Here is a 26,268-nt window from a genome sequence, read left to right as displayed (position 1 = left end):
GCCGCCCTCGCCTCTCCCCCGCAGTTCGATCGCCGGCGCAATGCCGTGCGCGTCCCGTCCGGTCCGCGCGTGCAAACGGTTCCGGACTTCACATGAATGACACCGATTCCTCGCTATGCTCGCGACGGCACGACTGGCGCAGCCGCATCCTGCGCCCGGACGCGCCGAATTTTTCCCGCATGTCCCGCCAATCGGCTCCCTTCCTTGACCCACGATAACGACCATGACCCGATCGAACCGTCGTGACTTCCTGCGCGTCGCCGCCGGCACCGCCGGCGCCGCCGCGCTGAACCTGTTCCCGCCCGTGATCCGCGATGCGCTTGCGATTCCGGCGAACCGCCGTACCGGCACCATCCGCGATATCGAACACATCGTGATCCTGATGCAGGAGAACCGTTCGTTCGACCACTACTTCGGCACGATGCGCGGCGTGCGCGGCTTCGGCGATCCTCGCCCGCTGCGCCTCGCGAACGGCAAGTCGGTGTTCCATCAGCCGGTCGGCCCGGCCGAGCTGCTGCCGTTCCACCCGGGCGCGGACAAGCTCGGCCTGCAGTTCCTGCAGGACCTGCCGCACGGCTGGCAGGACATGCACGCCGCGTGGAACAAGGGCCGCTACGACCAGTGGGTGCCGAACAAGGGCACCACGACGATGGCGTACCTGAAGCGCGACGACATCCCGTTCCACTACCAGCTCGCCGACGCATTCACGATCTGCGACGCGTACCACTGCGCGATCCCGAGTTCGACCGACCCGAACCGCTACTACATGTGGACCGGCTACGTCGGCAACGACGGCACGGGCGGCGGCCCGGTGCTCGGCAACGAGGAAACGGGCTACGGCTGGACGACCTATCCGGAAGTGCTCGAGCAGGCCGGCGTGTCGTGGAAGATCTACCAGGACGTCGGTACCGGGCTCGACGCGAACGGCTCGTGGGGCTGGACGCAGAACCCGTACATCGGCAACTACGGCGACAACTCGCTGCTCTACTTCAACCAGTACCGCAACGCGCGGCCCGGCACGCCGCTGTACGACAAGGCGCGCACCGGCACCAACATCAGCGCCGGCGGTACGCTGTTCGACGTGCTGCAGCAGGACGTGAAGAACGGCACGCTGCCGCAGGTGTCGTGGATCTGCGCGCCGGAAGCGTACTCGGAACACCCGAACTGGCCGGCCAACTACGGCGCGTGGTACATCGAGCAGGTGTTGAAGGCGCTCGTGTCGAATCCGGACGTGTGGAGCAAGACCGCACTCTTCATCACCTACGACGAGAACGACGGCTTCTTCGACCACGTGCCGCCGCCGTTCGCACCGCAGTCGCGCGACAACGGGCTGTCGACGGTCGCAACGACCAACGAGGTGTTCGCCGGCGACGCGTCGCACATGGCCGGCCCGTACGGGCTCGGGCCGCGCGTGCCGATGCTGGTCGTGTCGCCGTGGACCAAGGGCGGCTGGGTCTGCTCGCAGACCTTCGATCACACGTCGCTGCTGCAATTCATCGAAGCGCGTTTCGGCGCGCAGTATCCGGTGACGGCCGCCAACGTGTCGCCGTGGCGCCGTGCGGTGTGCGGCGACCTGACGTCGGCCTTCGAATTCGCCACCGCCGACGCCGTCTGGCCGACGCTGCCCGACACGAGCGGCTATGCGCCGCCCGACCGCGTGCGCCACCCCGACTACATCCCGGTGCCGCCGGTGCTGCAGAAGCTGCCGAAACAGGAGGCCGGGCTGCGTCCGGCGCGCGCGCTGCCGTACGAGCTGTTCGTGCACGGCCGCGTCGAAGCCGCGAACGGCCAGTTCCGGCTGACCTTCGCGAACACCGGCCGCGCGGGCGCGGCATTCCAGGTGCAGTCGCGCAACCGCCTCGACGGCCCGTGGGCGTACACGGTCGAAGCCGGCAAGCGGATCGCCGATACGTGGAGCGCCGCGGCGTCGCTCGGCCTGTACGACCTCGACGTGTACGGCCCGAACGGCTTCTACTGCCATTTCCGCGGCCCGTTCGCGACCGGCGTCGGCAGCGCGAGCGTGAACCCCGAGGTGATCTACGGCTACGACGTCGCGAACGGCAACATCACCCTGCGCCTGATGAACCGCGGCCACAAGGCCGTGCAGCTCAAGGTGACGAACGCATACGGCCACGGCCGCGCGCGCACGTTCGACCTCGCGCCGGGCGCGCACGTCGACGACTACTGGGATCTGCGCGGCAGTCACGGCTGGTACGACCTGACCGTCAGCGACGGCCGTCCGCTCGGCTTCCTGCGCCGCTTCGCGGGCCACGTCGAGACCGGCCGCCCGAGCACGAGCGACCCGGCCATCCGCACGAACGCGTCGCACGACGACGCCGAAGCCGCATCGGACGCCCTGTCCGACTGACGACGGCGAACGCGGCGCGGCCCCGCCGGGGCCGCGCCGCCCATCCTGCCTCCCGTCCGTTCGTGACGGGAAACTCCCGATACCGGACGCCCGCATACGCGCGGAAGCTATGCGCAAATCCGCATCGAATGCGCGGCAAATTGCCAAGACCCGTGCATATCGGCGACCTATATATCGATACGATCGGGGCTCCTCGCCGAGCCTGACGGGAGATTCTTCCGGGAATCGTGAACATGCCGACCTCCCCGCCCGATTCCGAGAAGCGGTCGAACCGCCCACCCGTCGCACGCGTCCGGCCGCCGGCTGCGTGCGGTATCCACCCGCTGGTGTAGAACAAGAGGAACGAACATGAAATTTCGTCATTCCCTGTTGTCGGTATCGGTCGTATCCACCTTTGCCCTCCTCTCGCAACAGGCCGCCCGGGCCGCCGACGCGGCCGACGTGAAGGTCGGCTTCGCCGCGCCGCTCACAGGCGTGAACGCCGGCTACGGCAAGGACCTTCAGAACGGCGTGCAGCTCGCGCTCGACGATGCCGCCGCGCAGAAGATACAGATCGCCGGCAAGCTCGCGCACTTCAACCTCGTCGTGCAGGACGACCAGGCCGACCCGCGCATCGGCGTGCAGGCCGCCCAGGCGCTCATCGACCAGAACGTGTCGGTGGTGGTCGGCCACTTCAACTCCGGGACGACGATTCCGGCGTCGGTCGTCTACGACAAGGCCGGCATTCCGGTGATCGATCCGGCCGCGACCAACCCGACGCTCACGTCGCGCGGGCTCGCGAACATGTTCATGGTGATCGCGACCGACGGCCAGAACGCCGGCAACGCGGGCAAGTACGCGGTCGACGTGACCAAGGCGAAGCGCATCGCGATCATCGACGACCGCACCGCGTTCGGCCAGGGCGAGGCGGACGAGTTCGAGAAGGCCGTGAAGGCGGCCGGCGGCAACATCATCGGCCGCGAGTTCACCAGCAACCAGGCAGTCGATTTCCGTGCGCAGATCACGAGCCTGAAAGGCAAGAACCCCGACCTGATCTTCTTCGGCGGCCTCGATTCGCTCGCCGCGAACTTCGTCAAGCAGATGCGCCAGCTCGGGCTGAACGCGAAGTTCGTCGGCGGCGGCGGCGTGAAGGACAACGAGTTCATCAAGATCGCCGGCCCGGCCGCGGAAGGCGCGATGGCGTGGGAATACGGGCGTCCGCTCGACGAGCTGCCGCAGGGCAAGGATTTCGAACAGCGGTTCAAGAAGCGCTTCGGCGTCGAGGTGCTGTCGTACGCGCAGTTCGGCTACGACGCGACCTGGGCCGCGATCAAGGCGATGCAGGCAGCCAACTCGACCGATCCGAAGGTCTACCGCCCGGCGCTGAAGAAGATCGACTTCGAGGGCATCACCGGCCGGATCTCGTTCGCGAACGACGGTTCGCTGAAGAGCGGGATGTCGACGCTGTACCAGGTGAAGAACGGCGCGTGGAAGACGATCGTCACGAAGGGAGGCTGATCGGAACCAGATGGCGACCTGGGTAGCCAGGCCGCCGGGGCGTGACGGGCGGTGGGAACGCCGCCCGGCCGCCCGTCACACGATGCGGCGACAGGCAAAGATGCCGCGACTGCGAAACGATCGACGCACCTACGCTGAATTCATACGATGTCTGATGTTGGGGCCGCGGCCCAGCGCGACGCGCGGGCCGTGCAGGCCGCCTCGCGTCAGCTGGCCTGCGTGTCGCGTTCCGCCTCGGCCGCCTCGTGCGCGCGGCGCAGCCGCTCGCGACTGTTGGTCAGGTGCGTGCGCATCGCGGCGCGCGCGGCTTCCGGGTCGTGACGCGCGATCGCCTCGTAGATGTCCTCGTGCTCGTGATTGAGCCGGCCGACATAGCGCTCCAGGTCGTCGCCGGCGAAGCGCGCCGAATTCACGCGCGTGCGCGGGATGATCGACGCACCGAGCTGCGTCATGATGTCGACGAAGTAGCGGTTGCCGGTGGATTGCGCGATCTGCAGGTGGAAGTTGAAGTCGAGCTGCGCCGTGTCGCGGCCGCCGCCCGCCCCCGACGCGATCGCGTCGAGCGCACGCCGCAGCGCGGCGAGGTCGGTGTCGTTCGCGCGCTGCGCGGCGAGGCTCGCGCATTCGCTTTCAAGGCTGATGCGCAGCTCGAGCACCGCGAGCACGTCGCGCAGCGTCATGATGGTCGCGGGATCGATGCCGAGCGCCTGGCGGCGCGACGGTTCGAGCACGAAGCTGCCGATGCCGTGGCGCGTCTCGATGAGGTGGCTCGCCTGCATCCGCGAGATCGCTTCGCGCACGACCGTGCGGCTGACGCCCTGCGCCGCCATGACTTCGGTTTCGGTCGGCAGCTTGTCGCCGGGACGCAGCGTGCCGTTTTCGATCTGCGCGGTCAGCGCGTCGACGACATCTTGTGCGAGGCTGCGTGCGCGACGGCGCGGCGCTGCGGGAAGCGTGGGCACGGACATGAGGCCGGTTCCTTTTTGAATGATCGTAATGTGAGCCGAGGGTTTACGCGGGGTTTGAGCGAACGCCGATGATTCATTATACTGCGTCACAAGTCATCCGACGACTGATGATCGCGACACGAATCTCCTGTTGACCGAGGCACGCGCATCGGCGCCTGCCGGTCCCGTGGTTCGCGATTGGCCGACCTTCGCGCTTCTGCGCGATATCGGCATCGAGCTGGTCGCTCCCGCCCATTCGGGTTGCCGTCGACATGCGGGGGCTTGCGCGCCGCGCACGTCGGTTGTCGAATGATCGCACCTCCCGCCGCGCGCGGCAAAGATTTTGCCGCACGGCATTGCCCACTCTTTTGCCATCGCCGCCATGAACGCCGTCACTGCCTCGCCTTCCCACGACACGCCACGCATCGTCGAGCTGCAAGCCATTCCGGTCGCCGGCCACGACAGCATGCTGCTCAACCTGAGCGGCGCGCACGGTCCGTTCTTCACCCGCAACCTCGTGATCCTGAAGGACAGCGCGGGCCGGACCGGCGTCGGCGAAGTGCCGGGCGGCGAAAGCATCCGCCGCACGCTCGAGGATGCGCGCGCGCTCGTCGTCGGCCAGCCGGTCGGCAACTACCACGCGGTGCTCAACGACGTGCGGCGTACCTTTGCCGATCGCGACGTGAGCGGCCGCGGCCTGCAGACGTTCGACCTGCGCACCACGATCCACGCGGTCACCGCGCTCGAGGCCGCGCTGCTCGACCTGCTCGGCCAGCATCTCGGCGTGCCCGTGGCCGCGCTGCTCGGCGAAGGGCAGCAGCGCGAGCGCGTCGAGATGCTCGGCTACCTGTTCTACGTCGGTGATCGGAGCAAGACCGCGCTGCCCTATCGCGATGGCCGCGGCGCGACCGACGACTGGACCCGCGTGCGCGACGAGGCCGCGCTGACGCCCGAGGCGGTCGTGCGCCTCGCCGAAGCCGCGCATGCGCGCTACGGTTTCAACGACTTCAAGCTGAAGGGCGGCGTGTTCGAAGGCGCGCGAGAGGTCGACGCCGTGACGGCGCTGGCCGAGCGTTTCCCCGAAGCGCGCGTGACGCTCGATCCGAACGGCGCGTGGTCGCTCGACGAGGCGGTGCGGCTGTGCCGCGACCTGCACCACGTGCTCGCCTATGCGGAAGATCCGTGCGGCGCGGAGAACGGCTACTCGGGCCGCGAGGTGATGGCCGAATTCCGCCGCTCGACCGGGCTGCCGACGGCCACCAACATGATCGCGACCGACTGGCGCCAGATGGGCCACGCGGTGCAATTGCACGCCGTCGACATCCCGCTCGCCGACCCGCACTTCTGGACCATGCAGGGCTCGGTGCGCGTCGCACAGATGTGCCGCGACTGGGGCCTCACGTGGGGTTCGCATTCGAACAACCACTTCGACGTGTCGCTCGCGATGTTCACGCACGTCGCGGCTGCGGCGCCCGGCCAGGTCACCGCGATCGACACGCACTGGATCTGGCAGGACGGTGAACGGCTCACGCGCGAGCCGCTGAAGATCGAGAACGGGCTCGTGGAAGTGCCGAAGCGGCCGGGCCTCGGCATCGACATCGACATGGATGCGGTCGCGCTCGCGCACGAGTTGTACAAGCAGCACGGGCTCGGCGCGCGCGACGATGCGGCGGCGATGCAGTATCTGATTCCGGGGTGGACGTTCAACAACAAGCGCCCCTGCCTCGTGCGCTGAGCGCGGAACGAGCCGGGTGGCGGGTCCGCCCGGCCGGAACGAAATGCGCCGGCTCGCCCGGGAATCGGCGCGTGCCGGGCGGGGAAAAGCCTGCCGGCATCGGACGAAAACGGAATTCGCGCGGCTACGGCCCGTCGACCCCTCGACCCGTCGGCCCGTCGGCCCGTCGGCCCGTCGGCCCGTCGGTCGGTCGGCCCGTCGGTCGGTCGGCCCGTCGGTCCAGAATGAGCCCGCCCGGGAACGGCAACCGGCGCTATCAGCCGGTCAAAGCTGCCCGGCCGCCCAGATTCCCCGCGCCATCCCCGACGCGGCAAACACGATCACCATCACGAGCGCGGCCTGCCAGTGGCCGATCCGCACATAGATCCGTGCGCGGCCGAGATCCGGCATCTGCTGCCGCCGCGCGGCGATGCGCCAGCGGATCAGCCCGAGCATCGGCACGACCTCGAGCAGCAGGATCAGCACCAGCGCGGTCATCTTGAGGTGAAAGAGCGGCTCGTGCAGGTAATACGCGGCGCCTTTCTCGAAGCCGCCGAAGGCGCGCGTGAGCCCCGTCGCGATCAGCACCAGCGCGGACAATCCCCAGGCCGCATCGGCCTTGAACACACCGGGCAGGTCGGCGGCCTGCGCCGACGCGATGACCCGGCGCAGCGCGCGGTTGCGCCCCGCGATCGCGGCGAACGCGACGCCGAACGCCATCAGGTGAACAGCGGCCAGCAACCAGCGGACGATCATTGCGCCTCCTTGTCGCCCGCGCGCCGCGCAGGCCTTGTCAGACGATCTGCTTGAGCGCCGCGTCGAGCGCGAGCACCGCGACGCGGTCGCCCTCGGTCACGAGCGGCGCGCGCATCACGATCTGCCGGTTATGGCCGACGGCCGCCGGCGAATCCCACAGCAGCTCGACCTTCGGCCGCCGGAACAGGCTGCCGCGACGCGGCGGCACGGCGGCCGGCTGCGCACCCTGCTCGCCCGCGGCCGTCGTCGCCTGGCCGGGCCAGCGCACGGAGAGTTCGCGCGCATCGTACTGGCCGACCTTGCGGCTCTCCATCCAGACGATCGCGGTACGGGTGAGCGTATCGAGCGAGATCGCGTAGCGGCCGACCGCGAAACGGCGCGCGGCCACGTTGGTACGCCACAGCGGCCGTGGCCGGCACATCCACACGATCGCCGCATACAGCGCCGGCGCGGCGACGAGCCAGCCGTTGGTCGCCGTCACCGCGTGCAGCGCAGGACGCCAGCCGGCCGCCCACGCGAACGCGCCGATCGACCAGGCGGCAAACAGGAAACCGATCAGCGCGAACACCCGCAGCGCCTGGCGCAGCCACTGCGGCAGCGGATGGAACGGCCGCTCGGCGCGCGCGGCGGCCCCCGGCAGCGCGAGCAGCAGGAAGATCAGCACGAGATAGACGAACGCCCAGGGCGACGACACCATCGCCGACAGCGACGCGCGATAGCCCATCTGGGACATCGAGAACAGCCAGCGCGCGAACAGCACGAGACCGATCGCGCGCAATGCGAAGATCACGCCGGCGCCGGGGGCCGGCGCTGCGCGCGTCGTTTTCGTTCTCGCCAAGACTGCTCTCCTCTCGAGGTTCGTACGGGGCCGGATTTCACGGCACGGCCATTATAGGGACATTACCGTCTGGACAGATGGCCGGATGGCGTGCCGGCCCCGTTCGGGGGCCGTTCGCGGGGTCGGGCGCGGCGAGAATACAACAGATCCGCGCCGCAGATGTGACAACGCCCCGCCGGGGTCCCGGACGGGGCGTCGATGAGGGCCTCAACCGCGGTGCGGCCCGCGGCCCGGCATCAGTTTGCGTTGACTTCGCGCAGCACCGTGCGGCGCTTCTGGCGCAGCAGTTCCTCGTAGCCCTTCACGTAGTTCTGCGCCATCACCTTCGACGAGAAGCGCGCTTCGAACGCGGCCCGCACCTTCTCGCGCGGCAGCGTATCGAGGCGCTTGAGCGCCGCGACGGCCGACAGCTCGTCCTCGACGACGAAGCCCGACACGCCGTTGTCGATCACTTCCGGCACCGAGCCACGCTTGAACGCGATCACCGGCGTGCCGCAGGCCATCGCCTCGATCATCACCAAGCCGAACGGCTCCGGCCAGTCGATCGGGAACAGCAGCGCGTGCGCGTTGCCCAGGAATTCGGTCTTTTCCGACTCGCTGATTTCGCCGATGTACTCGACGTGCGGCAGCGCGAACAGCGGCTTGATTTTCTCTTCGTAGTACGCGCGGTCAGCCTTGTCGAGCTTCGCGGCAATCTTGATCGGCAGGCCGGCCTGCTCGGCGATGCGGATCGCGGTGTCGACGCGCTTTTCCGGCGAGATGCGGCCGAGGAACGCGAGATAGCTCGGCTTCACGTTCGGGATCGGCGTCAGCAGGTTTTCCGGCAGGCCGTGGTACACGGTCGACAGCCAGTTCGCCTGCGGCAGCGGGATGCGCTGGTTGTCGGAGATCGACACGACCGGCACGTCGCTGAACGCGTTGAAGATCGGCTGCAGTTCCGGCAGGTCGAGACGGCCGTGCATCGTCGTCAGATGCGGGACCGGCTGGCGCGAGAACAGCGAGAACGGGTAGTAGTCGATGTGGCAGTGCAGGACGTCGAACTCTTCCGCGCGGCGGCGCACCTGCTCGAGGAGCAGCATGTGCGGGGCCATCACGTCGCGGATCGTCGGGTCGAGGCGCAGCGCCTGCGGCCAGCACGCTTCGAGCTTCGCGGAGGTTTGCGAATCGCCGCTCGCGAAGAGCGTGACGTCATGCCCCATCTCGACAAGTGCTTCGGTCAGATAGGACACCACTCGCTCGGTACCACCGTAAAGCTTCGGGGGGACCGCTTCATGCAACGGAGCGATTTGGGCGATTCGCATGCGTAACTCCTAAAAAATCGGCTAAAAACCAGGTATGAGTCGGCAACCTGCCGGCGATCCGGGCTGGATGCATTTCGTCCGATGGTCGGACGAATCAGCCTGGCGGGGCGTCGAACCCGCGCTGCTCGAGGAGCGTCGGCGATGCGACAGGCATAGAACGTTCGAAACGAAGACCCGTTGACAGGGGTTCGTAAAAAAACCTGGAATCGACCCCGGAGCCGATTATCTAGGGTTAATCCCGAGACGGCGCAGGACATTTCAAACACTTTACTTTGTTACAAAGCCGCAACACTTTGCAACCCGCGGACTCGGGTGTCCGTTCTAGAGTGGAAGGCCCTTTTGGCGATCCTTGTCGCTCGTGTCGGCGGCGTGATTCCGGCACATGAAACAGGACGGGATGCCAGATTTTATCTCAAAATCGATCGCGAGCCTCTGGCCTAGGCAAGATTCGCGCAGCGCGACGCAGGCCTTGTTTACAATGCCGGATTATTCAGTCCGGGCGCACGCCGGCATGCGATCCAGCCGCAACGCTCAATCACCGAATCACCGCACGCATATTTTGGAATCTCTTACCCCCGCCCAGCGCAACGCCCACAACGCGAAGCTCTCGAGCTACGCGCACCGACCGCTCGCGTTCCTGTTCCGCTACATCCGCCTGCATCCCGTTGCCCACCTCGTCGTGCTCTGCAGCGTGCTGGCTGCCGTCGGCTGCGCGCTCGGCTCGCAATACGCGATCAAGCACCTGATCGACGTGCTGGCGACCGGGCGCCATCATCCGGGCCCGCTGTGGAGCGCGTTCGCGCTGCTCGTCGGGCTGATCGCGGCCGACAACCTGCTGTGGCGGGTCGGCGGCTGGGCCGCCGCGCACACGTTCGTCGCGGTCACCGGCGACCTGCGGCGCGACCTGTTCCAGTACCTGATCGGCCATTCGCCGACCTACTACTCGGAAAAGCAGCCGGGCACGCTCGCGAGCCGCATCACGGCCACGTCGAACGCGGTCTATACGTCGGAGAACACGATGGCGTGGAACGTGCTGCCGCCGTGTATCGCGGTGATGGGCGCGATCCTGATGATCATCGTCGTCAATCCGCTGATGGCCGCCGGCCTGCTCGGCTGCTCGGCCGTGCTGTCCATCATCCTGTTCAAGCTGGCCGGGCGCGGCTCGGCGCGTCACCACGCATTCGCGGCCAAGGCCGCGGCGGTCGACGGCGAGCTCGTCGACGTGATCGGCAACATGGGGCTCGTGCGTGCGTTCGGGATGACGGTGCGCGAACAGAAGCGCTTCAGCGCAACGATCAAGGCGGAGATGGACGCGCGCCAGCAGAGCCTGTTCTATCTCGAGAAGCTGCGGCTGCTGCATGCGGTGATCACCGCGATGCTGTCGGCCGGCCTGCTCGGCTGGGCGCTGTGGCTGTGGGACCAGGGCCGCGCGACGTCGGGCGACATCGTGCTCGTCAGCTCGCTCGGCTTCACGATCCTGCACGGCACGCGCGACCTCGCGGTCGCGCTCGTCGACGTCACGCAGCACATCGCGCGCCTGTCCGAAGCCGTGAAGACGCTGCTCGAACCGCACGGGATGCCGGACCACTCCGACGCGAAGCCGCTGGCGGCCACCGGCGGGCGCGTCGACTTCGAGCGCGTGACGTTCGCGTATCCGCACCGCCGCGCGATCCTCGACCACTTCGACCTCCATATCGAGCCGGGCCAGCGCGTCGGCCTGATCGGCAAGTCGGGCGCCGGCAAGTCGACCGTGCTCGCGCTGCTGCAGCGCTTCTACGACACGCAGGATGGCGTCGTGAAGGTCGACGGCCAGGACGTGAAGGTGATCACGCAGGACAGCCTGCGCCACGCGATCGCGCTCGTCCCGCAGGACATCTCGCTGCTGCACCGGACGGTCTACGACAACATCGCCTATGGCCGCCCCGACGCGACCCGCGACGAAGTGCTCGCCGCCGCGCGCGACGCGCGCTGCGCGGAGTTCATCGAGGCGATGCCGGAAGGCTATGACACGATCGTCGGCGACCGCGGCGTCAAGCTGTCGGGCGGCCAGCGCCAGCGCATCGCGATCGCGCGGGCGATCCTGAAGAACGCGCCGATCCTGCTGCTCGACGAAGCGACGTCCGCACTCGACAGCTCGTCCGAGGAAGCGATCCAGAGCGCGCTCGACCGCCTGATGGTCGGCCGCACGGTGATCGCGATCGCGCACCGGCTGTCGACGCTGCGCAACTTCGACCGGATCATCGTGATGAGCAACGGCAAGGTGATCGACGACGGCACCCCCGACGTGCTGCGCAACCGCCCCGGTCTGTACCGCGACCTGCTCGCGAAACAGCACGGCCGCCATCACGCACCCGACGGCACCGCGCCGACCGGCGAACGCGTGGCCTGACGCCGCCGCACGCAACCGACAAAAAAGCCGCCTGTGCGAAGCACGGCGGCTTTTTTCATGGCATCGTGCGGCGTCCGCCGCGCAGCGCGCCCGCTACACGCGCTGCAGGTCGCGCAGGAAGTTGTCGCGCCACACCGACACGTTGTTCTCGCGCAGTTGCGCGATCATGTCCGCATAACGCGCGCGCCGCTCGGCGAGCGGCATCGTCAGCGCCTGCGACAGCGCATCGGCCATCCCGTCGATGTCGATCGGATTGACGATCAGCGCGCCCGTCAGCTCGCGCGCGGCCCCCGCGAAGCGCGACAGCACCAGCACGCCCGGATCGTCCGGATTCTGCGCGGACACGTACTCCTTCGCGACGAGGTTCATGCCGTCGCGCAACGGCGTGACGAAACCCACGCGCGCCAGCCGGTACAGCGCGGCCAGCACCTGCCGGTCGTACTGGCGGTGAATGTAGAGGATCGGCGCCCAGTCGAGTTCAGCGTAGCGGCCGTTGATGCGCCCCGACTCCGCTTCGAGCTGCAGGCGGATGTCCTGGTACGCGCGCAGGTCGGCGCGCGTCGACGGCGCGATCTGCAGGAACGACACGCGATTGCGAATCGACGTCTGGTGCTCCAGCAGTTTCTCGAACGCGCGGAACCGCTCGACGAGCCCCTTCGAATAATCGAGCCGGTCGACGCTCATGATCAACTGGCGCCCGCGCAGCGACGTCGCCAGCGTGCGCACGGCCTTGCCGTTCTCGGCCGCCTGCGCGAGCGACGCGATCTCGTCCGGATACACGCCGATCGGATAGGCGGCCGCCCGCAGCGTGTTGCCGAACGCGCTCACGCGCACCGTGTGCCCTTCGCGCGCGACTTCGCCGCCGGCCTCGAACTCGATGTAGTCGCAGAACGCGCGCAGGTCGGGCTCGGTCTGGAAGCCGAGCAGATCGAACGCGCACAGCGACTCGACGAGCTCGCGATGCGGCGGCACGTTGACGAGCACCTGCGCGGCCGGAAACGGGATGTGCAGGAAAAAGCCGATGCGGTTCTTCACGCCGGCCTCACGCAGCGCACGCGCGAACGGGATCAGGTGATAGTCGTGCACCCAGATCACGTCGTCGTCCTGCAGCAGCGGCACGAGCTGCTGCGCGAGCCACACGTTCACGCGGCGGTAGCCGTCGAACTCATGGCGGTCGTACTGGATCAGGTCGGCGCGGTAATGGAACGCGGGCCACAGCGTCGCGTTCGAGAAACCGCGGTAGTACTGGTCGTAATCGCGGCGCGACAGCCCGACGGTCGCGAACGTCACGGGGCCGCGCTCCTCGATGCGGATCTGCGGCGCACCGGATGCGACCACTTCGCCGCTCCAGCCGAACCACATGCCGCCCGTCTCCTTCAGCGCGTCGTAGACGCCGATCGCGAGGCCCCCCGCCGCCGGTTCGCCTTCCGAAATCGGGGCGACACGGTTTGAAACGATGATGAGTCGACTCATGCGCCCGGCTGCTCCGCGCCAAGCCAGCGGGCAATCTGCGCGTGCAGCGCGTCGACCGAGTCGAGCCGCATGCGGGCCGACGTCTCGCCCGCACCGACCTTGATCGACAGACCGCCCCGCGCGTTGACCACCGCAAAGCCCTTCTCGTCGGTCAGGTCGTCGCCCGCGAACAGCGGCACGCGGCCCGCGAACGGCGGCTCGTCGAGGAACGCGGCCAGCGCGCGCCCCTTGTCGACACCCTTCGGCTTGATCTCGAACACCATCTTGCCCGGCTGCAGCACGTACGCGTCCGCATATTCGGCGACGAGACGCTCGGCCGCTTCGCGCGCGGCCGGCTCGCGCTCGGGTGCATTTCGGTAATGCAGCGCGACGGCCGCGCCCTTGATTTCGAGCAGCATGCCCGGATGACGGTCGACGACGGACGCGAGCTCGCGCTCGATGCGCAGCAGCCGGTCGTCGTTGAAGCCGATGCGCTGCGTGTCGCCGTTCGCGTCGCGACGCTCGGCGCCGTGCAGGCCGGCGATCGGCAGGTCCGGCATATTCAGGAACGTGTCGAGGTTGGCGATGCCGCGACCCGACACGACGGCGAGCGCGCCATGCGAGCGGCGCCGCAGTTCATCGAGCAGCGTCAGCAGCGACGGCGGCACGTGAATGCTGTCGGGCGTGGGCGCCAATTCGACGAGCGTACCGTCGAAGTCGAAAAAGAACGCGGTATCGGTCAGGGACAGGGAAGCCGGAACGGATTGCATCGATTCGATGGTCTGAGGAGCGGCCTGCAAACGCGCGGCCGCCGCTGCGAGAATGGAATTGTGCGCATCTTACCGCGCCTGCGTACCGAGATGGGCGAAACCGGCGCATGGCGGACTTCGCGCCACCGTCCGCGCCAACTGCGACATATTGCCCCGCTCGCGCGTGCCGTACGGGTTTCGAAAGGACGCGGGCGCGGGAATTGCGCTACAGTCGGCAACCGCCGGCCGCGCGACGCATGGCGCCGCGCCGGCCGACGACCGTTCCGTCCGATCGAGCCCCAGGATGTCGTCTGCCCGTCCCGCGCCGCACCGGCGCCGCCTCATCACCCGCTTCGTCCGCACGGCCGCGGCGCTGACCGCCGCCGTCGCGCTCGCCGCATGCACGCACGACGAGCCGAACTGGCACCTGACCAACGTTACGGGCCACCTGCCCGACCTGTCCTTCACGCTGACCGGCGGCGACGGCCATTCGGTCGACGCGAACGCATTCCGCGGCCGCATCGCGCTCGTCTACTTCGGCTATACGCACTGTCCGGACGTCTGCCCCGAAACGATGGCGCGGCTGATGGAAGTGCTCGCGAAACTCGGCCCGCAGGCGAACGACGTGCGCATCCTGTTCGTCTCGGTCGATCCCGCGCGCGACACGCCGCAGGCGATGCAGTCGTACGTCGCCGCATTCGATGCCGCGCACGCGCGTGGCCTGACCGGCACCGACGGCCAGATCGAATCGCTCGCGAAACGCTATCGCGTCGCGTACCAGATGGAAAAACGCGATCCGTCCGGCGGCTACGAAGTCACGCACAGCTCGGCCGTCTACATCTTCGACGCGAACGGTCGCGCGCGTTTGCTCGCGACCGACCGCGATTCGCCCGACGCCATCGCCGCCGATGTGCGCCGGATCATCGACACTGCCTCCCCCTCCCGAACTCCGACATGAAGACGACCCTCAAGACGTTCGCCCTCCTCGCCGCACTGTGCACCGGCGCGCACGCCTACGCCGCCGGCGCGATCACCGCGCACAACGCGTGGGTGCGCTGGCTGCCGAACCAGCTGCCCGCGGGCGGCTACGTGACGCTCGTCAACACGGGCGACAAGCCGGTCGATCTCGTCGACGTCGACAGCCCCGACTACGGGATGGCGATGCTGCACCAGACCGTGTCGAACGGCTCGACGCAGAAGATGGAAATGGTCGACAAGCTGACGATCCCCGCGCGCGGCAAGGTCGACATCGCGCCGGGCGGCTATCACTTCATGCTCGAGGAACCGAAGCACGCGATCAAGCCCGGCGACACCGTGCGCCTGCGCCTGAAGTTCTCCGACGGCGAAACGGTCGACACGCCGTTCGCCGTGAAGTCGCCGGCCCAGGCGAAGTGATGCGCGCGCGATGAACGTCCTGTACTGGCTCGATCCGTGGGAACCGTCGCCGACCGTGGTCATCGCGGTGCTGGCGGCCGCCGTGCTGTTTGCGCGCGGCGTGAAGAAGGCGAAGGTGTCGCCGCTGCGGCAGTTCTCGTTCTGGTTCGGGCTGACGGCGCTCTACATCGCGCTGCATACGCGGCTCGACTACTTCTTCGAGCATGAATTCTTCATGCACCGCGCGCAGCACCTCGTGCTGCATCACCTCGGGCCGTTCTTCATCGCACTGGCGTACCCGGGCGCGGCGATCCGCGCGGGCATTCCGTTTCGCTGGCGGCAGCGCTTCGTGCGCCCCGCGCTCGCGTGGGCGCCCGTGCGCGCGACGCTCGACGTGGTGTTCCATCCGGTCGTCGCCGTCGTGCTGTTCGTCGGGTTGATCTATTTCTGGCTGCTGTCGCCGATCCACTTCGTCGCGATGCTCGACTGGCGCCTGTATCGCGTGATGAACTGGAGCATGGTGATCGACGGGCTGCTGTTCTGGTGGCTCGTCGTCGATCCGCGTCCCGCGCCGCCCGCGCGGCTGTCGCCGGGCCGCCGGATCCTGATCGTCGTCGCGGCGATCCCGCCGCAGATCGCGCTCGGCGCGCTGATCTTCTTCACGCCGCACGAGCTGTATCCGATCTACTCGATCTGCGGACGCGCGTTCACGTGGCTCAGCCCGCTGCGTGACCAGCAGATCGGCGGCTTGCTGCTGTGGATTCCGGGTTCGATGATGAGCGTGATCGGCGCGCTGATCGCGCTGCGGCACTGGCTGCGGCTGTCCGCGCGCGGCCGGCTGATCGACGAGCGCGCTGCCGCCCGGGGCGCGGAGCGCCCGTCGGTGACGCGCGCCGCCCAATGACGGCACGGCGCACTGCGCTTCAGCCGTGCGCGCTGGTCATCCACACGTGCGGGATGCCGTCCTCGTCGTGCACGTCCGAGTTCGGCGTGAAGCCGAATGCCCCGTAGAAGCGCTGCAGGTGGGCCTGCGCATGCAGGCTCACCTGCGTATCCGGCCACTGCGCGCGGATGTGCTCGAGCGCGCGCGAGATCAGCGCGTTGCCAAGGCCCGCGCCGCGAAACGGCGCGGTCGTCAGCACGCGGCCGATGCGCACGTCGGTGTTCTGCGCATCCGGCAGCAGCACGCGCAGGTAGCCCGCGAGGCGGCCTGCCCGATCGTACGCGGCCAGATGCCACGCCGCCTGGTCCGCATCGTCGATGTCGCGATACACGCAGTTCTGCTCGACGACGAACACGGCGCTGCGCGCGTCGAGGATCGCATAGACTTCACGCGCCGTCAGCGCGTCGAAGGATTTCCAGCGCCAGTCGAGATCGTCGGCGCGCGGGGATGCGGCGGGTGCGGAAGCGTTCATGGTCGTCCTGATTCGGGCGCGCCGGCCGGCGCGCGGCAACCGTCGATTATGCCTCGAAGCGCACACGGCACGCGCGCGCCCTTCCGCGCATGAAAAAAGGCCCCGCAATGTGCGCGGGGCCTGTCCGTCATGCCGGCATCCGGCCGAAGCGGCCGTTGTTGAAATCGTCGATCGCGGTCCGGATTTCCTCTTGCGAGTTCATCACGAACGGCCCGTAACCGACCACCGGCTCATCGATCGGCTCGCCGCTCAAAATCAACAGCTTGGCGTCGCCGTTCGCTTCGATCTCGACGTCGCGGCCGTCGCGGCTCAGTTGCACGAACTGCGCTTCGCGGGCGACCGTCTCGCCGTTCACCAGCAGCGTACCGTTGAGCACGACCACCGCGAGCGTCCGCCCCTCGGCGACCGGGAACCGCGCGCGGCCGCCGGCTGCGAGCCGCACGTCCCACACGTCGATCGGCGTGTGCGTGCGGGCCGGGCCGCGCCGTCCATCGAGTTCGCCCGCGATGATCCGCGCACGCCCCGCACCGTCCGGCAGCTCGACCACCGGGATGTCCGCGTTCAGCAGCGTCTGGTAGCCCGGCGCGCCCATCTTGTCGGCGGCGGGCAGGTTCACCCACAGCTGCACCATCTCGAGCGGACCGCCGCGCTTCGCGAATGCCTCCGAGTGGAATTCCTCATGGAGGATCCCGCTCGCGGCCGTCATCCACTGCACGTCGCCCGGGCCGATCACACCGCCCGCGCCGGTCGAGTCGCGGTGAGCGACTTCGCCGTCATAGACGATCGTCACGGTTTCGAACCCGCGGTGCGGATGCTGACCCACCCCGCGCGGCGCCGAAGCCGGCTCGAAGTTCGCGGGACCCGCGTAGTCGAGCAGCAGAAACGGGCTCAGGTGCGCCCCGTGCGACTGATAGCTGAACATCGAACGCACCGGGAAACCGTCGCCGACCCAATGGCCGCGCGGCGCACTGTACACACCCTGGATCTTCTTCATTTGCCTTCTCCGAATTGCGGCGAAACACGTGTTTCGCATCCTGGGTATGAATATAGAGATAGAACGATCGATCCGGTAGACTGCGAAAATCGCACTCAGCGTTCTATTTGATGAACGATCAAGAACGGGATCTGAACGATCTCTATTACTTCGTGCAGGTGGTCGAGCACGGCGGCTTCGCGCCGGCCGGGCGCGCGCTCAACCTGCCGAAATCGAAGCTGAGCCGCCGCATCGCGCTGCTCGAGGCGCGGCTCGGGATGCGGCTGATCCAGCGCTCGACGCGCCGTTTCACCGTCACCGACGTCGGCCAGACCTACTACGCGCACTGTCGCGCGATGCTCGTCGAAGCGGACGCCGCCGACGAAGCGATCGCGCTGTTGCACGAGGAGCCGCGCGGCATCGTGCGCGTGAGCTGCCCGGTCGTGCTGCTCGATTCGCTGGTCGGCACGATGATCGCCGCGTTCCTGGCCGCGTGCCCGCGCGTCGAGATTCACCTGGAGGCGACCAACCGGCGCGTCGACGTGGTCGGCGAAGGGATCGACGTTGCGATCCGCGTGCGCCCGCCGCCGCTCGAGGACAGCGACCTCGCGCTGCGCGTGCTGGCCGAGCGCGGCCAGTGCCTCGTCGCGAGCCCCGCGTTGCTGCGCGAGCTCGGTACGCCGGCCGTCCCTGCCGACCTGACCCGCCTGCCGAGCCTCGATCACGGCGTACCGCAGGCCGCGCACGTATGGCGACTGCGCGGCCCCGACGGCGCGCAGGCGGAAATCCACCACCAGCCGCGCCTCGTGACCGGCGGCATGCTCGCGCTGCGCGCGGCAGCCGTCGCGGGTGTCGGCGTCGTGCAGTTGCCGACGATGATGGTGCGCGACGAAGTCGCCCGCGGCGAACTGGTGACCGTGCTGCCGAACTGGGCGCCGCGGCGCGAGATCGTGCACGCGGTGTTCGCGTCGCGGCGCGGGCTGTTGCCGGCGGTGCGCGCACTGCTCGACTTCCTGACCGAACGGTTCGCCGAACTCGCACCCGATTGAGCGGGCTCGCGTGCACCTGCGCGGCGCGTTCGGCATCGCGCTGCGTGAGCCGGACGCTGCAGACGGGCCGCCCGTACCGTAGACTGCGGGACGCGCATCGCGCTTTTCACAACCCTGCCGTTCACCACCCTTATCGCATTTCAGCCATGTTCACGCTGTCCAACGACCCTCACGCCTCCAAGGCCGAACTCTATGCGACGCTCGTCGAGCAGGCACGCGCGCTCGTCGAATCGGAACGCGACCTCACTGCGAACGCCGCGAATTTCTCCGCGCTCGTCTATCACTCGCTCGACCGCCTGAACTGGGCCGGCTTCTATTTCTTCGACGGATCGGAACTCGTGGTCGGCCCGTTCCAGGGCAAGCCCGCGTGCGTGCGGATCGCACTCGGCAAGGGCGTGTGCGGCACGGCCGCGCAGACGCGCCAGACGCAGGTCGTGCGCGACGTGCATGAATTCCCGGGCCATATCGCCTGCGATGCCGCGTCGGAATCGGAAATCGTCGTACCGCTGGTGGCCGCCGACGGCACGCTGATCGGCGTGTGGGACGTGGACAGCCCCGTTGCCGCACGTTTCGACGACGAGGACCGCGACGGGATGGAAGCGCTGTGCCGCGTGTTCGTCGAACACGCGTGGCAGAAGGCGCGCGGTTAAACCGCGTTAAGCCGCGTTCCGCAGCCCACCGCTGCCGGCCGCGGCGGTGGAAACGGCGGCCTTGCCGACCGTCCCGCGCGACTGCCGATGACACGGGCCCCACGACGGGGCCCGTTTCCTTTGCGCCCCGCGTGCGGGTTGCCGCGCGTCAGGCCGCGTGCGTGCCCGAGAGCGCCGTGAGCGCCGCGAGCGCCTGCGGCTTCACGTCGTCCGACAGGATCTCGAAGCCCTGCTCCGTCACCACGACCATGTGCTCCCATTGCGCGGACAGCGAATGGTCTTTCGTGACGACCGTCCAGCCGTCCGCCAGCATGCGCGTGTCGCGCTTGCCCGCATTCAGCATCGGCTCGATCGTGAAGATCATCCCCGGCCGCAGCGGCACGCCGGTGCCCGGGCGGCCATAGTGCAGCACTTGCGGCTCGTCGTGGTACACGTCGCCGATCCCGTGCCCGCAGTACTCGCGAACCACGCTGAACCCTTCGCGATGCGCGACCTGCTGGATCGCATAGCCGACGTCGCCGAGCGTCGCGCCCGGACGCACCGCGCGGATGCCCGCATGCATCGCCTCGTAGGTCGTCGCGACGAGGCGCCGCGCCAGTTCACCCGGCTCGCCGACGAAGTACATGCGGCTCGTGTCGCCGAACCAGCCGTCCTTGATCACCGCGATGTCGAGATTCACGATGTCGCCGTCGCGCATCGGCCGCGACGACGGAATACCGTGACAGACCACGTGGTTGACCGACGTGCACAGGGTTTTCGGGTAACCGTGATAACCGATGTTCGCCGGGATCGCGCCGAGTTCGTCGACGATGTATTCGCGGCAGCGCGCGTCCAGTTCGTCCGTGGTGACGCCGGGCTTCACGTGCTCGGTGATCATCGTCAGCACCCGGGACGCGAGCTTCGCGGCCTCGCGCGACTTGTCGATTTCCGCGGCGCCGCGGATCGGAATTTCTCGCTTCGCCATTACGCCACCTGCTCGACGTCGCGCGCCACCGACTCGGTCGGGCCCGCATCCCCGCCGCGCGCTTCGATCTCGATCAGCATTCGGCAGATATCGCCGTAGGACAGCGACGGATTGAGTTCCGACAGCATCCCGACGCGCAGCCAGTGTTCCGCCTGCGCATTGATCGACCGGCTCAGCGCGGTACTGGTCGAGCGCAGCCGTTCGTGCATGTGCTCGGATATCTTGATGATTCCCATATGCCCCCAATTAAACGAAATGTAGTCGTTTCGTATATTACGCTCGCCCCGGCCGACGAGCAAGCATTCGGTCGCTGGCGAAACGCCTGTTCGGGACAGCAGAATTCCGTCGAAACCCCGTTGACATCGAATTCCAGCTTGCTGGACAATAAATCCATCATGCAGGAATCCCCCCGCTCTCCCGTCGACGCCACCGGCATCAACGAACGCATCGCCCGGCGCGTGCGCGACTTGCGCTCGCTACGAGGCTACACGCTCGATGCGCTCGCCGCGCGTTCCGGCGTCAGCCGCTCGATGATCTCGCTCATCGAGCGTGCGTCGGCGAGCCCGACGGCCGTCGTGCTCGACAAGCTCGCGGCGGGTCTCGGCGTGTCGCTGGCCGGGCTGTTCGGCGGCGATCGCGACGACGCGCCCGCGCACCCGCTGGTGCGGCGTGCGCAACAGGCGGAATGGCGCGATCCGGCGTCCGGTTACGTGCGCCGCAATCTGTCGCCGCCCGGCTGGCCGTCGCCGATCCAGCTCGTCGAGGTCGATTTCCCGCCCGGCGCGCACGTCGCGTACGACTCCGGCGGGCGCGAAAGCGCACTGCATCAACAGGTGTGGGTCGTCCATGGGCGCGTCGACGTCACGTTGGGCGACCAGCTTCACGAACTTCACGCCGGCGACTGTCTGGCCATGCGTCTCGATCAGCCGCTGATTTTCAGCAACCCGTCGTCGCAGGTCGCGCGCTATGTCGTCGCGATCTGCGATGTTCCCGCCGCCGCCGGCGCGCGGAGTGTGTCATCCGTTCAAAGCCGCCAGGCGCAGGAGCCCGTATGAATTCCCCGAAACAGCGCGACGACGTGCGCCTGATCGATTGCAGCGAGGCCGAGCATGCCGCGGCCATCCTCGAGATCCTGAACGACGCGATCGTGAACTCGACCGCGCTGTACGACTACCGGCCGCGACCGCCCGAAGCGATGGTCACGTGGTTCGCGACGAAGCGCGCCAACGGTTTTCCGGTCCTCGGCGCGGTCGATGAATCGGGCACGCTGGTGGGCTTCGCGAGCTGGGGCACGTTCCGCGCGTTTCCGGCGTTCAAGTACACGGTCGAACACAGCGTCTACGTGCACCGCGACCATCGCGGACGCGGGCTCGGGGAGCTGCTGCTGCGCGAATTGATCCGGCGTGCGCGCGCAGCCGACGTGCACGTGCTGGTCGGTTGCGTCGACGCAGCCAACGGCGGCAGCGTCGCGCTGCATACGCGCCTCGGCTTCGTGCACGCGGGCACGATCGCCGAAGCGGGCTTCAAGTTCGGCCGCTGGCTCGATGCGGCGTTCTATCAGTTGAAGCTCGACACCCCCGCGCAGCCCGTGGATGGCTGATCGGCATCGCTGAACGTTCGGCGGTTTCCCGCCGACGCGGGCGAGGCAGACGGCCCGCGCCACGACGACCGCCGCCCTCGCAGCGACAACGCGATCAAGTCCGCGTTGTCCCACGGCTCCAGGCTTTCCATACGCATCCCGGGCCTCGGCCCCGCACCTTCGCCCCGTGACGACGAGTGTGACGTTCGCCGCATTCTTGTGCGGGAACGGCCGCGATACGGTATTCCCCAGCGGCCGCAACGCGGTCGCATACCGATCCATCACTCGGAGGATGCCGTATGAAAACGCACCATGCCCTGCCGTACCATCCCGGATTGCGACACAACACCGGCCTCGCGCGGCGCGCGGTCCGCTGCGTTGCGTGCTCGCTTGCCGCCCTTCCGCTTTTCTGCGGACAAGCGTTCGCGGCCGGCGCGTGTCCGACGCCGTTCGTGTTGAGCGGCAACACCGATCTGCTGTGGAAGGAAGTCACCAACAACCAGTGGCGCAACATGCTGCCGCGCGGCTGGACCGACAACGGTTTTCACTTCTACAGCCGGGTGCGCAGCCGCGGTCCGGAGAACGGCATCAACACGCCGTCTGACCTCGAGTCCGAGATCCGCAAGCAGAGTTCCGACGAGCCGGCCGGTGGCAACAACCCGAATCGCCGGGCGATCACGCTGCCGATCTTGAACAGCAAGGGCCAGCATCTGCTCGCGATTTACGACTACGACGGCAAAAGTTCGTCGAAGTGCGAGCTGGTGACGTTGACGTATCCGGCGCAATAGATGCGTGAATGAAGTGCCGAAAAAGGAAAGCCGCGCCGAAGCGCGGCTTTTCCTTTCTGGCTGGGAGCCGCGAGCCGGACAGCCCTGACGCGACGATCGACTACGCGGCAACAACCCGATCGCGGCCTTGATGCTTCGCACGGTACAGCTCGCCTGTCGCGCTCCGGATGCAAAGCTGTCGCTCCAATGGCAGGGCTTCCGCTGTTCCAGACGGCGGTTCATGCCCGCCTGGCGCCTGCCGAGACTACACGTTCGATCCGACGCGAAAGCGTCGCGATCACGGTTCGCGCGTCCGCAATTGGCGAGTACACTGAAAATTCAATCGCAGCAGGAGAATGTGATGATTGACGCTGGCCCTCAAAGCACTTTCCGAGGCCTGCCGCTTACGGTGGAGCAGGACGCGGAAGTGAAGCACTACATAACCGATCGAACTCGGCGCGGCCTGCCCTGGGACACGCCGGAATTGAGCGCGATGCTCAACGACATGCTGCATCCCCCGGGGGACGGGGACGGCGATGTCGCGTCCGCGGCAGACGAAGCTCGAGCCGCCGCCGAACGAGCAACGGCATCGATTGACGATGAGATGGATCCCATCGAGGCGAATGAGGAGTGGAATGCGGCCATGGAGTCGGAAGCCATGAAAGGGCCCCGACGATAACCTGCAGACGTCACCCCCAGGATGGAGCAGCACCTGCGTGCGTTATCGGATGACGCGCGGATACAAAACCCTGCGCGGCCACTGTCCCCGACCCTGAGGCAAGAAATAGTCCGGTCTGGACGTAGAGACATTCGGCATGATGTCCGAACGGACACCAAGGCCATGCCCTGGTCAATGCGCGTCGATTGCCAACCAGATCCACCGGTGGCTGGCCTCGGTTTTTGGTTGGTTTGTAGGCGTGGTAAGCGCGAGGCTTATCCTGCAAGACTCCCGCCCCTTGCTGTAGCAATTTGTAGCACGCAAAAGGGCCTGCCCTTCGAGCGAGCTTTCGCGTTTTTGGAGCGGCAAACAGGCAATGGCCCGTCAGTCCAGGGGCTGCAACGCGGCCACCCGGTTGCGGCCGATTGTTTTCGCATAGTACAGCGCCTCGTCGGCAGCTTTGATCACCGCGCCGGGCTCATTGTCCTGCTCCGGCGTCCAGCTGGCGAGGCCAATACTGGCCGTGACACGCCCATACTCGCTGCCAGCATGTTCGAGTGCCAGTTCGTCGATTGCCGCCCGAATCCGCTCGGCGATCTGCGCAGCGCCGGCCGCCGGCGTATCGGGAAGCAGCACCACGAATTCCTCCCCGCCGTAGCGAGCCGCGGTATCGACCGGCCGGCGGATGTTTTCGCCGATACAGCGGGCGACCGCCGCCAGCGCGTCGTCCCCGGCCTGATGCCCGTAGGTGTCGTTGTACGCCTTGAAGCGATCGACGTCGACGAACAGCAGCGAGAAGACGGAATGCGTCCGCCTGGCGCGACGCCATTCCCGATCCAGAACCTCCCCGAAACTGCGGCGATTGTTCAGGCCGGTGAGCCCGTCGGTACGTGCCAGCAGCACCAGCTCGGACTCGGCCCGCATTCGGCGGCGCAGTTGCCCACTGAGCATGAAGGACAGCGCGATGAACGCGGCGCCGAACGTCGCCACCAGTGCGCCGATCGTCACTGCGCGGTGCTGCCATGCGGCATAAACGTCCTGCTCGCCTTCTGCAACCATGATGATCAGCGGCAACTTCGGCAGGTGCTTGAAATAGTAGAGGCGACGTACTCCGTCGATTGAAGCCGTTTCCGAGAATACGCCCTCCGGCGCACGCTGAAATCGTTGAAAGGTCGCAGCCTTGCTGATATCGCGACCGACGAAGCTGACGTTGTACGGTTGACGCATCACCATGATGCCGTCCTTGCCGATCAGCGACATCGAACCGTGCTGCCCCAGCGACAGGCCCGCAAACAGGTGGTGGAAGTACTCGAGATTGATCGCGATCAGCGCGACGCCGCCGAACGATCCGTCCGGGTTCGACACGCGCCGAGACAACGCAATAGTGTGCATGCCACGGCGCAAGCGCGACACGAACGGATCGCTCACATAGAGGCCGACGTCGGGATTATCGCGATGCACAGTGAAGTATTTGCGATCGGCGAAATTGCCCTTTCGGGGCACGTCATTGGCCGAATCCAGAACGATATCGCCGTTCGCGTCGAGTACCAGTTGCGAACCGATGAAGGGTGCACTCATCGCATGATCGAACAGCACGCCGCGCCGCAGCGTCGGCGCTGCCGACATCACATCAGGCCGTTGCAGACCCTGGATCACCGCCTGCAAGGACAGGTCGTAGAGTTCGAAGTTGCGCTCGATGTCGCGCTCGGCTATCAGGCCGAGATTACGCGAGGTTTCGCTTGCGCGCTCCAGTGCGTCGTTCCGGCTCTGAAATAGCTGCAGCACGCACAGGCCCATCAGGGCGCAGGCGATCACAATGCCAACCGTCACGATGACGTAGGGGGCCGCCGTACGACGATGCATGGTCTCCTCGGCGCAAAATGAGCCGCGCCCGTGCGGGCGTGGTTTCCGCATACTAAATCGGGCAGGTCTATTTGAAAACTCGGCGCGCAGCCGAACGGAACTCGAACAGCAAAAAGCAACTTTGTGTCCGACCGATGACGAATTGTCAGTGTCCTCGATTGACGCAATTTGACGGATCGGTTCGTCCGCTGCGATCGACCATTCTGCCGGACAAACCGGGCGTAGGCTGAATGATCGACTTGCCAACCACGATCACACACCAACAGGTTCCGGAAGGACGTGAGATTGCCCCCTGCCTCCGAGGCCGGCGAGACTCGGACCGGCACGATCGTCGTCGGCACAACGAGCAATGAACGCTATTCCAGAAAACGCGGACATTCAGCCGTGTGACCAAGCAGCGCTCCACTACTCCAGGCGACTTTCCTACAAGGATGAAAACGGCACCGGAAAAAGAAAAAGCCCTGATTTGAACTGCACCCCAAAAGTTGGACACCGATCCAACCTTTGGGGTGTTTTTCATGGCGAAGTACGACGAGCGGTTTCGACTGCAGGTAGTTCAGGAGTATCTGGAGGGAGATGGGAGCACACGCACGCTGGCGACCCGTCATGGGATCGGGCGTACGGTCATCCGGCGCTGGATCGCGAGCTACCGGGAACATGGCATAGCCGGACTGCGCCGTAAGGTCGGCCACTACGACGCGCAGTTCAAGTTGTCGGTGTTGCGGCGCATGCGGCGTGACGGGCTGTCGTATGGTCAAGTGGCTGCGTTGTTCGACATTCGAAGCGCCGGGCATGTGTCGACCTGGGAGCGCCTGTATCATGAGGGCGGTATCGATGCACTGTCCCCTCGCCGGCGAGGGCGCCCCCGAAAGATGGCCACTTCACTTCTGAGGTTCCCTCGGTTTTTCGCCTTCCAACGGTCCCGAGTTATGCCGCGGCGTCCTTGGTCTGCTGAGCGTTGATCC

At 67.2% G+C, this 26,268-nt stretch carries 24 protein-coding genes and 1 pseudogene; 14 read left to right on the top strand and 11 right to left on the bottom strand.

Annotation, left to right across the window (positions count from 1 at the left end):
- The first annotated feature begins 223 nt into the window (after positions 1–223).
- Positions 224–2,368: a phosphocholine-specific phospholipase C gene (locus SB786_RS24170; RefSeq protein ID WP_410729682.1), complete on the top strand. Its 2,145-nt coding sequence runs from the start codon at positions 224–226 to the stop codon at positions 2,366–2,368.
- Positions 2,369–2,716: 348 nt separating this feature from the next.
- Positions 2,717–3,865, top strand: coding sequence for a branched-chain amino acid ABC transporter substrate-binding protein (locus SB786_RS24165; RefSeq protein ID WP_410729681.1), 1,149 nt, complete (start codon positions 2,717–2,719; stop codon positions 3,863–3,865).
- 206 nt (positions 3,866–4,071) lie between these two features.
- Here the strand turns inward: SB786_RS24165 and SB786_RS24160 are convergent, their stop codons facing one another.
- The gene (locus SB786_RS24160; RefSeq protein WP_006751845.1) at positions 4,072–4,833 is read right to left on the bottom strand and encodes a FadR/GntR family transcriptional regulator; all 762 of its coding nucleotides are present in this window, start codon (positions 4,831–4,833) and stop codon (positions 4,072–4,074) included.
- A 361-nt stretch (positions 4,834–5,194) separates the two neighbouring features.
- On the opposite strand from SB786_RS24160, the gene gudD reads away from it, so the two are divergent.
- Entirely contained in the window at positions 5,195–6,547 is a 1,353-nt protein-coding gene (gene gudD / locus SB786_RS24155; protein ID WP_410729680.1) for a glucarate dehydratase, read from the top strand.
- Positions 6,548–6,811: 264 nt separating this feature from the next.
- On the opposite strand, the gene SB786_RS24150 is transcribed toward gudD, so the two are convergent.
- From SB786_RS24150 to SB786_RS24140, 3 genes are all read right to left on the bottom strand, one after another.
- Positions 6,812–7,282 carry a DUF2214 family protein gene (locus tag SB786_RS24150; RefSeq protein ID WP_410729679.1) on the bottom strand — a complete coding sequence of 157 codons (471 nt, stop codon included), beginning with the start codon at positions 7,280–7,282 and terminating at the stop codon, positions 6,812–6,814.
- A 37-nt stretch (positions 7,283–7,319) separates the two neighbouring features.
- Positions 7,320–8,120, bottom strand: a complete 801-nt coding sequence (locus SB786_RS24145) for a hypothetical protein (protein WP_410729678.1) — start codon at positions 8,118–8,120, stop codon at positions 7,320–7,322.
- Positions 8,121–8,356: 236 nt separating this feature from the next.
- A complete protein-coding gene (locus SB786_RS24140; RefSeq protein WP_006751849.1) occupies positions 8,357–9,421 on the bottom strand; it encodes a glycosyltransferase family 4 protein in 1,065 nt (354 codons plus the stop codon).
- A gap of 559 nt (positions 9,422–9,980) precedes the next feature.
- On the opposite strand from SB786_RS24140, the gene SB786_RS24135 reads away from it, so the two are divergent.
- A complete protein-coding gene (locus SB786_RS24135) occupies positions 9,981–11,810 on the top strand; it encodes an ABC transporter ATP-binding protein (protein ID WP_410729677.1) in 1,830 nt (609 codons plus the stop codon).
- A gap of 93 nt (positions 11,811–11,903) precedes the next feature.
- On the opposite strand, the gene otsA is transcribed toward SB786_RS24135, so the two are convergent.
- Complete coding sequence (gene otsA, locus SB786_RS24130) at positions 11,904–13,283, bottom strand: alpha,alpha-trehalose-phosphate synthase (UDP-forming) (RefSeq protein WP_006751851.1); 1,380 nt, start codon at positions 13,281–13,283, stop codon at positions 11,904–11,906.
- Complete coding sequence (gene otsB / locus SB786_RS24125; protein WP_410729676.1) at positions 13,280–14,032, bottom strand: trehalose-phosphatase; 753 nt, start codon at positions 14,030–14,032, stop codon at positions 13,280–13,282. The genes otsA and otsB overlap by 4 nt, the downstream gene beginning before the upstream one ends.
- 283 nt (positions 14,033–14,315) lie before the next feature.
- On the opposite strand from otsB, the gene SB786_RS24120 reads away from it, so the two are divergent.
- From SB786_RS24120 to SB786_RS24110, 3 genes are read left to right on the top strand one after another with little or no spacing between them, the layout of a single operon-like run.
- A complete protein-coding gene (locus SB786_RS24120; protein ID WP_410729675.1) occupies positions 14,316–14,969 on the top strand; it encodes an SCO family protein in 654 nt (217 codons plus the stop codon).
- A complete protein-coding gene (locus SB786_RS24115; RefSeq protein ID WP_410729674.1) occupies positions 14,966–15,406 on the top strand; it encodes a copper chaperone PCu(A)C in 441 nt (146 codons plus the stop codon). The genes SB786_RS24120 and SB786_RS24115 overlap by 4 nt, the downstream gene beginning before the upstream one ends.
- 10 nt (positions 15,407–15,416) lie before the next feature.
- Positions 15,417–16,289 (top strand): cytochrome c oxidase assembly protein, encoded by an 873-nt coding sequence (locus SB786_RS24110; protein WP_410729673.1) that lies wholly within the window; start codon positions 15,417–15,419, stop codon positions 16,287–16,289.
- A 19-nt stretch (positions 16,290–16,308) separates the two neighbouring features.
- Here SB786_RS24110 and SB786_RS24105 read toward each other — a convergent pair whose 3' ends face one another.
- Complete coding sequence (locus tag SB786_RS24105; protein ID WP_410729672.1) at positions 16,309–16,800, bottom strand: GNAT family N-acetyltransferase; 492 nt, start codon at positions 16,798–16,800, stop codon at positions 16,309–16,311.
- Between the two features lie 127 nt (positions 16,801–16,927).
- On the bottom strand, positions 16,928–17,794 hold the full coding sequence (locus tag SB786_RS24100; RefSeq protein WP_410729671.1) for a pirin family protein: 867 nt from the start codon (positions 17,792–17,794) through the stop codon (positions 16,928–16,930).
- A gap of 110 nt (positions 17,795–17,904) precedes the next feature.
- Here SB786_RS24100 and SB786_RS24095 point away from each other — a divergent pair, with 110 nt between their 5' ends.
- Together SB786_RS24095 and SB786_RS24090 are read left to right on the top strand one after the other, a co-directional pair.
- The gene (locus tag SB786_RS24095; RefSeq protein WP_410729670.1) at positions 17,905–18,822 is read left to right on the top strand and encodes a LysR family transcriptional regulator; all 918 of its coding nucleotides are present in this window, start codon (positions 17,905–17,907) and stop codon (positions 18,820–18,822) included.
- A gap of 146 nt (positions 18,823–18,968) precedes the next feature.
- Positions 18,969–19,472, top strand: coding sequence for a GAF domain-containing protein (locus tag SB786_RS24090; RefSeq protein ID WP_410729669.1), 504 nt, complete (start codon positions 18,969–18,971; stop codon positions 19,470–19,472).
- 148 nt (positions 19,473–19,620) lie between these two features.
- Here SB786_RS24090 and map read toward each other — a convergent pair whose 3' ends face one another.
- Positions 19,621–20,436: a type I methionyl aminopeptidase gene (map, locus tag SB786_RS24085; RefSeq protein ID WP_410729668.1), complete on the bottom strand. Its 816-nt coding sequence runs from the start codon at positions 20,434–20,436 to the stop codon at positions 19,621–19,623.
- Positions 20,436–20,672, bottom strand: coding sequence for a ParD-like family protein (locus tag SB786_RS24080; RefSeq protein WP_410729667.1), 237 nt, complete (start codon positions 20,670–20,672; stop codon positions 20,436–20,438). Before SB786_RS24080 ends, map begins: the two co-directional genes overlap by 1 nt.
- 159 nt (positions 20,673–20,831) lie before the next feature.
- On the opposite strand from SB786_RS24080, the gene SB786_RS24075 reads away from it, so the two are divergent.
- The 4 genes from SB786_RS24075 to SB786_RS24060 all read left to right on the top strand — a co-directional run bounded on the left by SB786_RS24075 (position 20,832) and on the right by SB786_RS24060 (position 23,461).
- On the top strand, positions 20,832–21,491 hold the full coding sequence (locus tag SB786_RS24075) for a helix-turn-helix domain-containing protein (RefSeq protein ID WP_410729666.1): 660 nt from the start codon (positions 20,832–20,834) through the stop codon (positions 21,489–21,491).
- Positions 21,488–22,036 (top strand): GNAT family N-acetyltransferase, encoded by a 549-nt coding sequence (locus tag SB786_RS24070; protein ID WP_410729665.1) that lies wholly within the window; start codon positions 21,488–21,490, stop codon positions 22,034–22,036. The genes SB786_RS24075 and SB786_RS24070 overlap by 4 nt, the downstream gene beginning before the upstream one ends.
- A 278-nt stretch (positions 22,037–22,314) precedes the next feature.
- A complete protein-coding gene (locus SB786_RS24065) occupies positions 22,315–22,803 on the top strand; it encodes a hypothetical protein (RefSeq protein ID WP_410729664.1) in 489 nt (162 codons plus the stop codon).
- A 340-nt stretch (positions 22,804–23,143) separates the two neighbouring features.
- The gene (locus SB786_RS24060; protein ID WP_006757518.1) at positions 23,144–23,461 is read left to right on the top strand and encodes a hypothetical protein; all 318 of its coding nucleotides are present in this window, start codon (positions 23,144–23,146) and stop codon (positions 23,459–23,461) included.
- Between the two features lie 363 nt (positions 23,462–23,824).
- On the opposite strand, the gene SB786_RS24055 is transcribed toward SB786_RS24060, so the two are convergent.
- Positions 23,825–25,303, bottom strand: a complete 1,479-nt coding sequence (locus SB786_RS24055) for a diguanylate cyclase (RefSeq protein ID WP_410729663.1) — start codon at positions 25,301–25,303, stop codon at positions 23,825–23,827.
- A 518-nt stretch (positions 25,304–25,821) separates the two neighbouring features.
- Between SB786_RS24055 and SB786_RS24050 the strand changes: the two are divergent.
- A pseudogene (locus SB786_RS24050) lies at positions 25,822–26,187 on the top strand (transposase); the annotation flags it as partial.
- Between the last annotated feature and the right edge of the window lie 81 nt (positions 26,188–26,268).

The sequence above is a fragment of the Burkholderia sp. SIMBA_062 genome (assembly GCF_046534765.1).
GTDB classification, from domain to species: domain Bacteria; phylum Pseudomonadota; class Gammaproteobacteria; order Burkholderiales; family Burkholderiaceae; genus Burkholderia; species Burkholderia ambifaria.
Note: the sequence above shows the minus strand (reverse complement) of the source record. Positions and strands in the feature narration are given on the sequence as shown.

Bases quoted from the DNA above. Each gene is read 5' to 3' on its own strand.
- SB786_RS24170 (WP_410729682.1), top strand. From the start codon at position 224: ATGACCCGATCGAACCGTCGTGACTTCCTGCGCGTCGCCGCCGGCACC.
- SB786_RS24165 (WP_410729681.1), top strand. From the start codon at position 2,717: ATGAAATTTCGTCATTCCCTGTTGTCGGTATCGGTCGTATCCACCTTT.
- SB786_RS24160 (WP_006751845.1), bottom strand. From the start codon at position 4,833: ATGTCCGTGCCCACGCTTCCCGCAGCGCCGCGCCGTCGCGCACGCAGC.
- gudD (WP_410729680.1), top strand. From the start codon at position 5,195: ATGAACGCCGTCACTGCCTCGCCTTCCCACGACACGCCACGCATCGTC.
- SB786_RS24150 (WP_410729679.1), bottom strand. From the start codon at position 7,282: ATGATCGTCCGCTGGTTGCTGGCCGCTGTTCACCTGATGGCGTTCGGC.
- SB786_RS24140 (WP_006751849.1), bottom strand. From the start codon at position 9,421: ATGCGAATCGCCCAAATCGCTCCGTTGCATGAAGCGGTCCCCCCGAAG.
- otsA (WP_006751851.1), bottom strand. From the start codon at position 13,283: ATGAGTCGACTCATCATCGTTTCAAACCGTGTCGCCCCGATTTCGGAA.
- otsB (WP_410729676.1), bottom strand. From the start codon at position 14,032: ATGCAATCCGTTCCGGCTTCCCTGTCCCTGACCGATACCGCGTTCTTT.
- SB786_RS24120 (WP_410729675.1), top strand. From the start codon at position 14,316: ATGTCGTCTGCCCGTCCCGCGCCGCACCGGCGCCGCCTCATCACCCGC.
- SB786_RS24115 (WP_410729674.1), top strand. From the start codon at position 14,966: ATGAAGACGACCCTCAAGACGTTCGCCCTCCTCGCCGCACTGTGCACC.
- SB786_RS24110 (WP_410729673.1), top strand. From the start codon at position 15,417: ATGAACGTCCTGTACTGGCTCGATCCGTGGGAACCGTCGCCGACCGTG.
- SB786_RS24105 (WP_410729672.1), bottom strand. From the start codon at position 16,800: ATGAACGCTTCCGCACCCGCCGCATCCCCGCGCGCCGACGATCTCGAC.
- SB786_RS24100 (WP_410729671.1), bottom strand. From the start codon at position 17,794: ATGAAGAAGATCCAGGGTGTGTACAGTGCGCCGCGCGGCCATTGGGTC.
- SB786_RS24095 (WP_410729670.1), top strand. From the start codon at position 17,905: ATGAACGATCAAGAACGGGATCTGAACGATCTCTATTACTTCGTGCAG.
- SB786_RS24090 (WP_410729669.1), top strand. From the start codon at position 18,969: ATGTTCACGCTGTCCAACGACCCTCACGCCTCCAAGGCCGAACTCTAT.
- map (WP_410729668.1), bottom strand. From the start codon at position 20,436: ATGGCGAAGCGAGAAATTCCGATCCGCGGCGCCGCGGAAATCGACAAG.
- SB786_RS24080 (WP_410729667.1), bottom strand. From the start codon at position 20,672: ATGGGAATCATCAAGATATCCGAGCACATGCACGAACGGCTGCGCTCG.
- SB786_RS24075 (WP_410729666.1), top strand. From the start codon at position 20,832: ATGCAGGAATCCCCCCGCTCTCCCGTCGACGCCACCGGCATCAACGAA.
- SB786_RS24070 (WP_410729665.1), top strand. From the start codon at position 21,488: ATGAATTCCCCGAAACAGCGCGACGACGTGCGCCTGATCGATTGCAGC.
- SB786_RS24065 (WP_410729664.1), top strand. From the start codon at position 22,315: ATGAAAACGCACCATGCCCTGCCGTACCATCCCGGATTGCGACACAAC.
- SB786_RS24060 (WP_006757518.1), top strand. From the start codon at position 23,144: ATGATTGACGCTGGCCCTCAAAGCACTTTCCGAGGCCTGCCGCTTACG.
- SB786_RS24055 (WP_410729663.1), bottom strand. From the start codon at position 25,303: ATGCATCGTCGTACGGCGGCCCCCTACGTCATCGTGACGGTTGGCATT.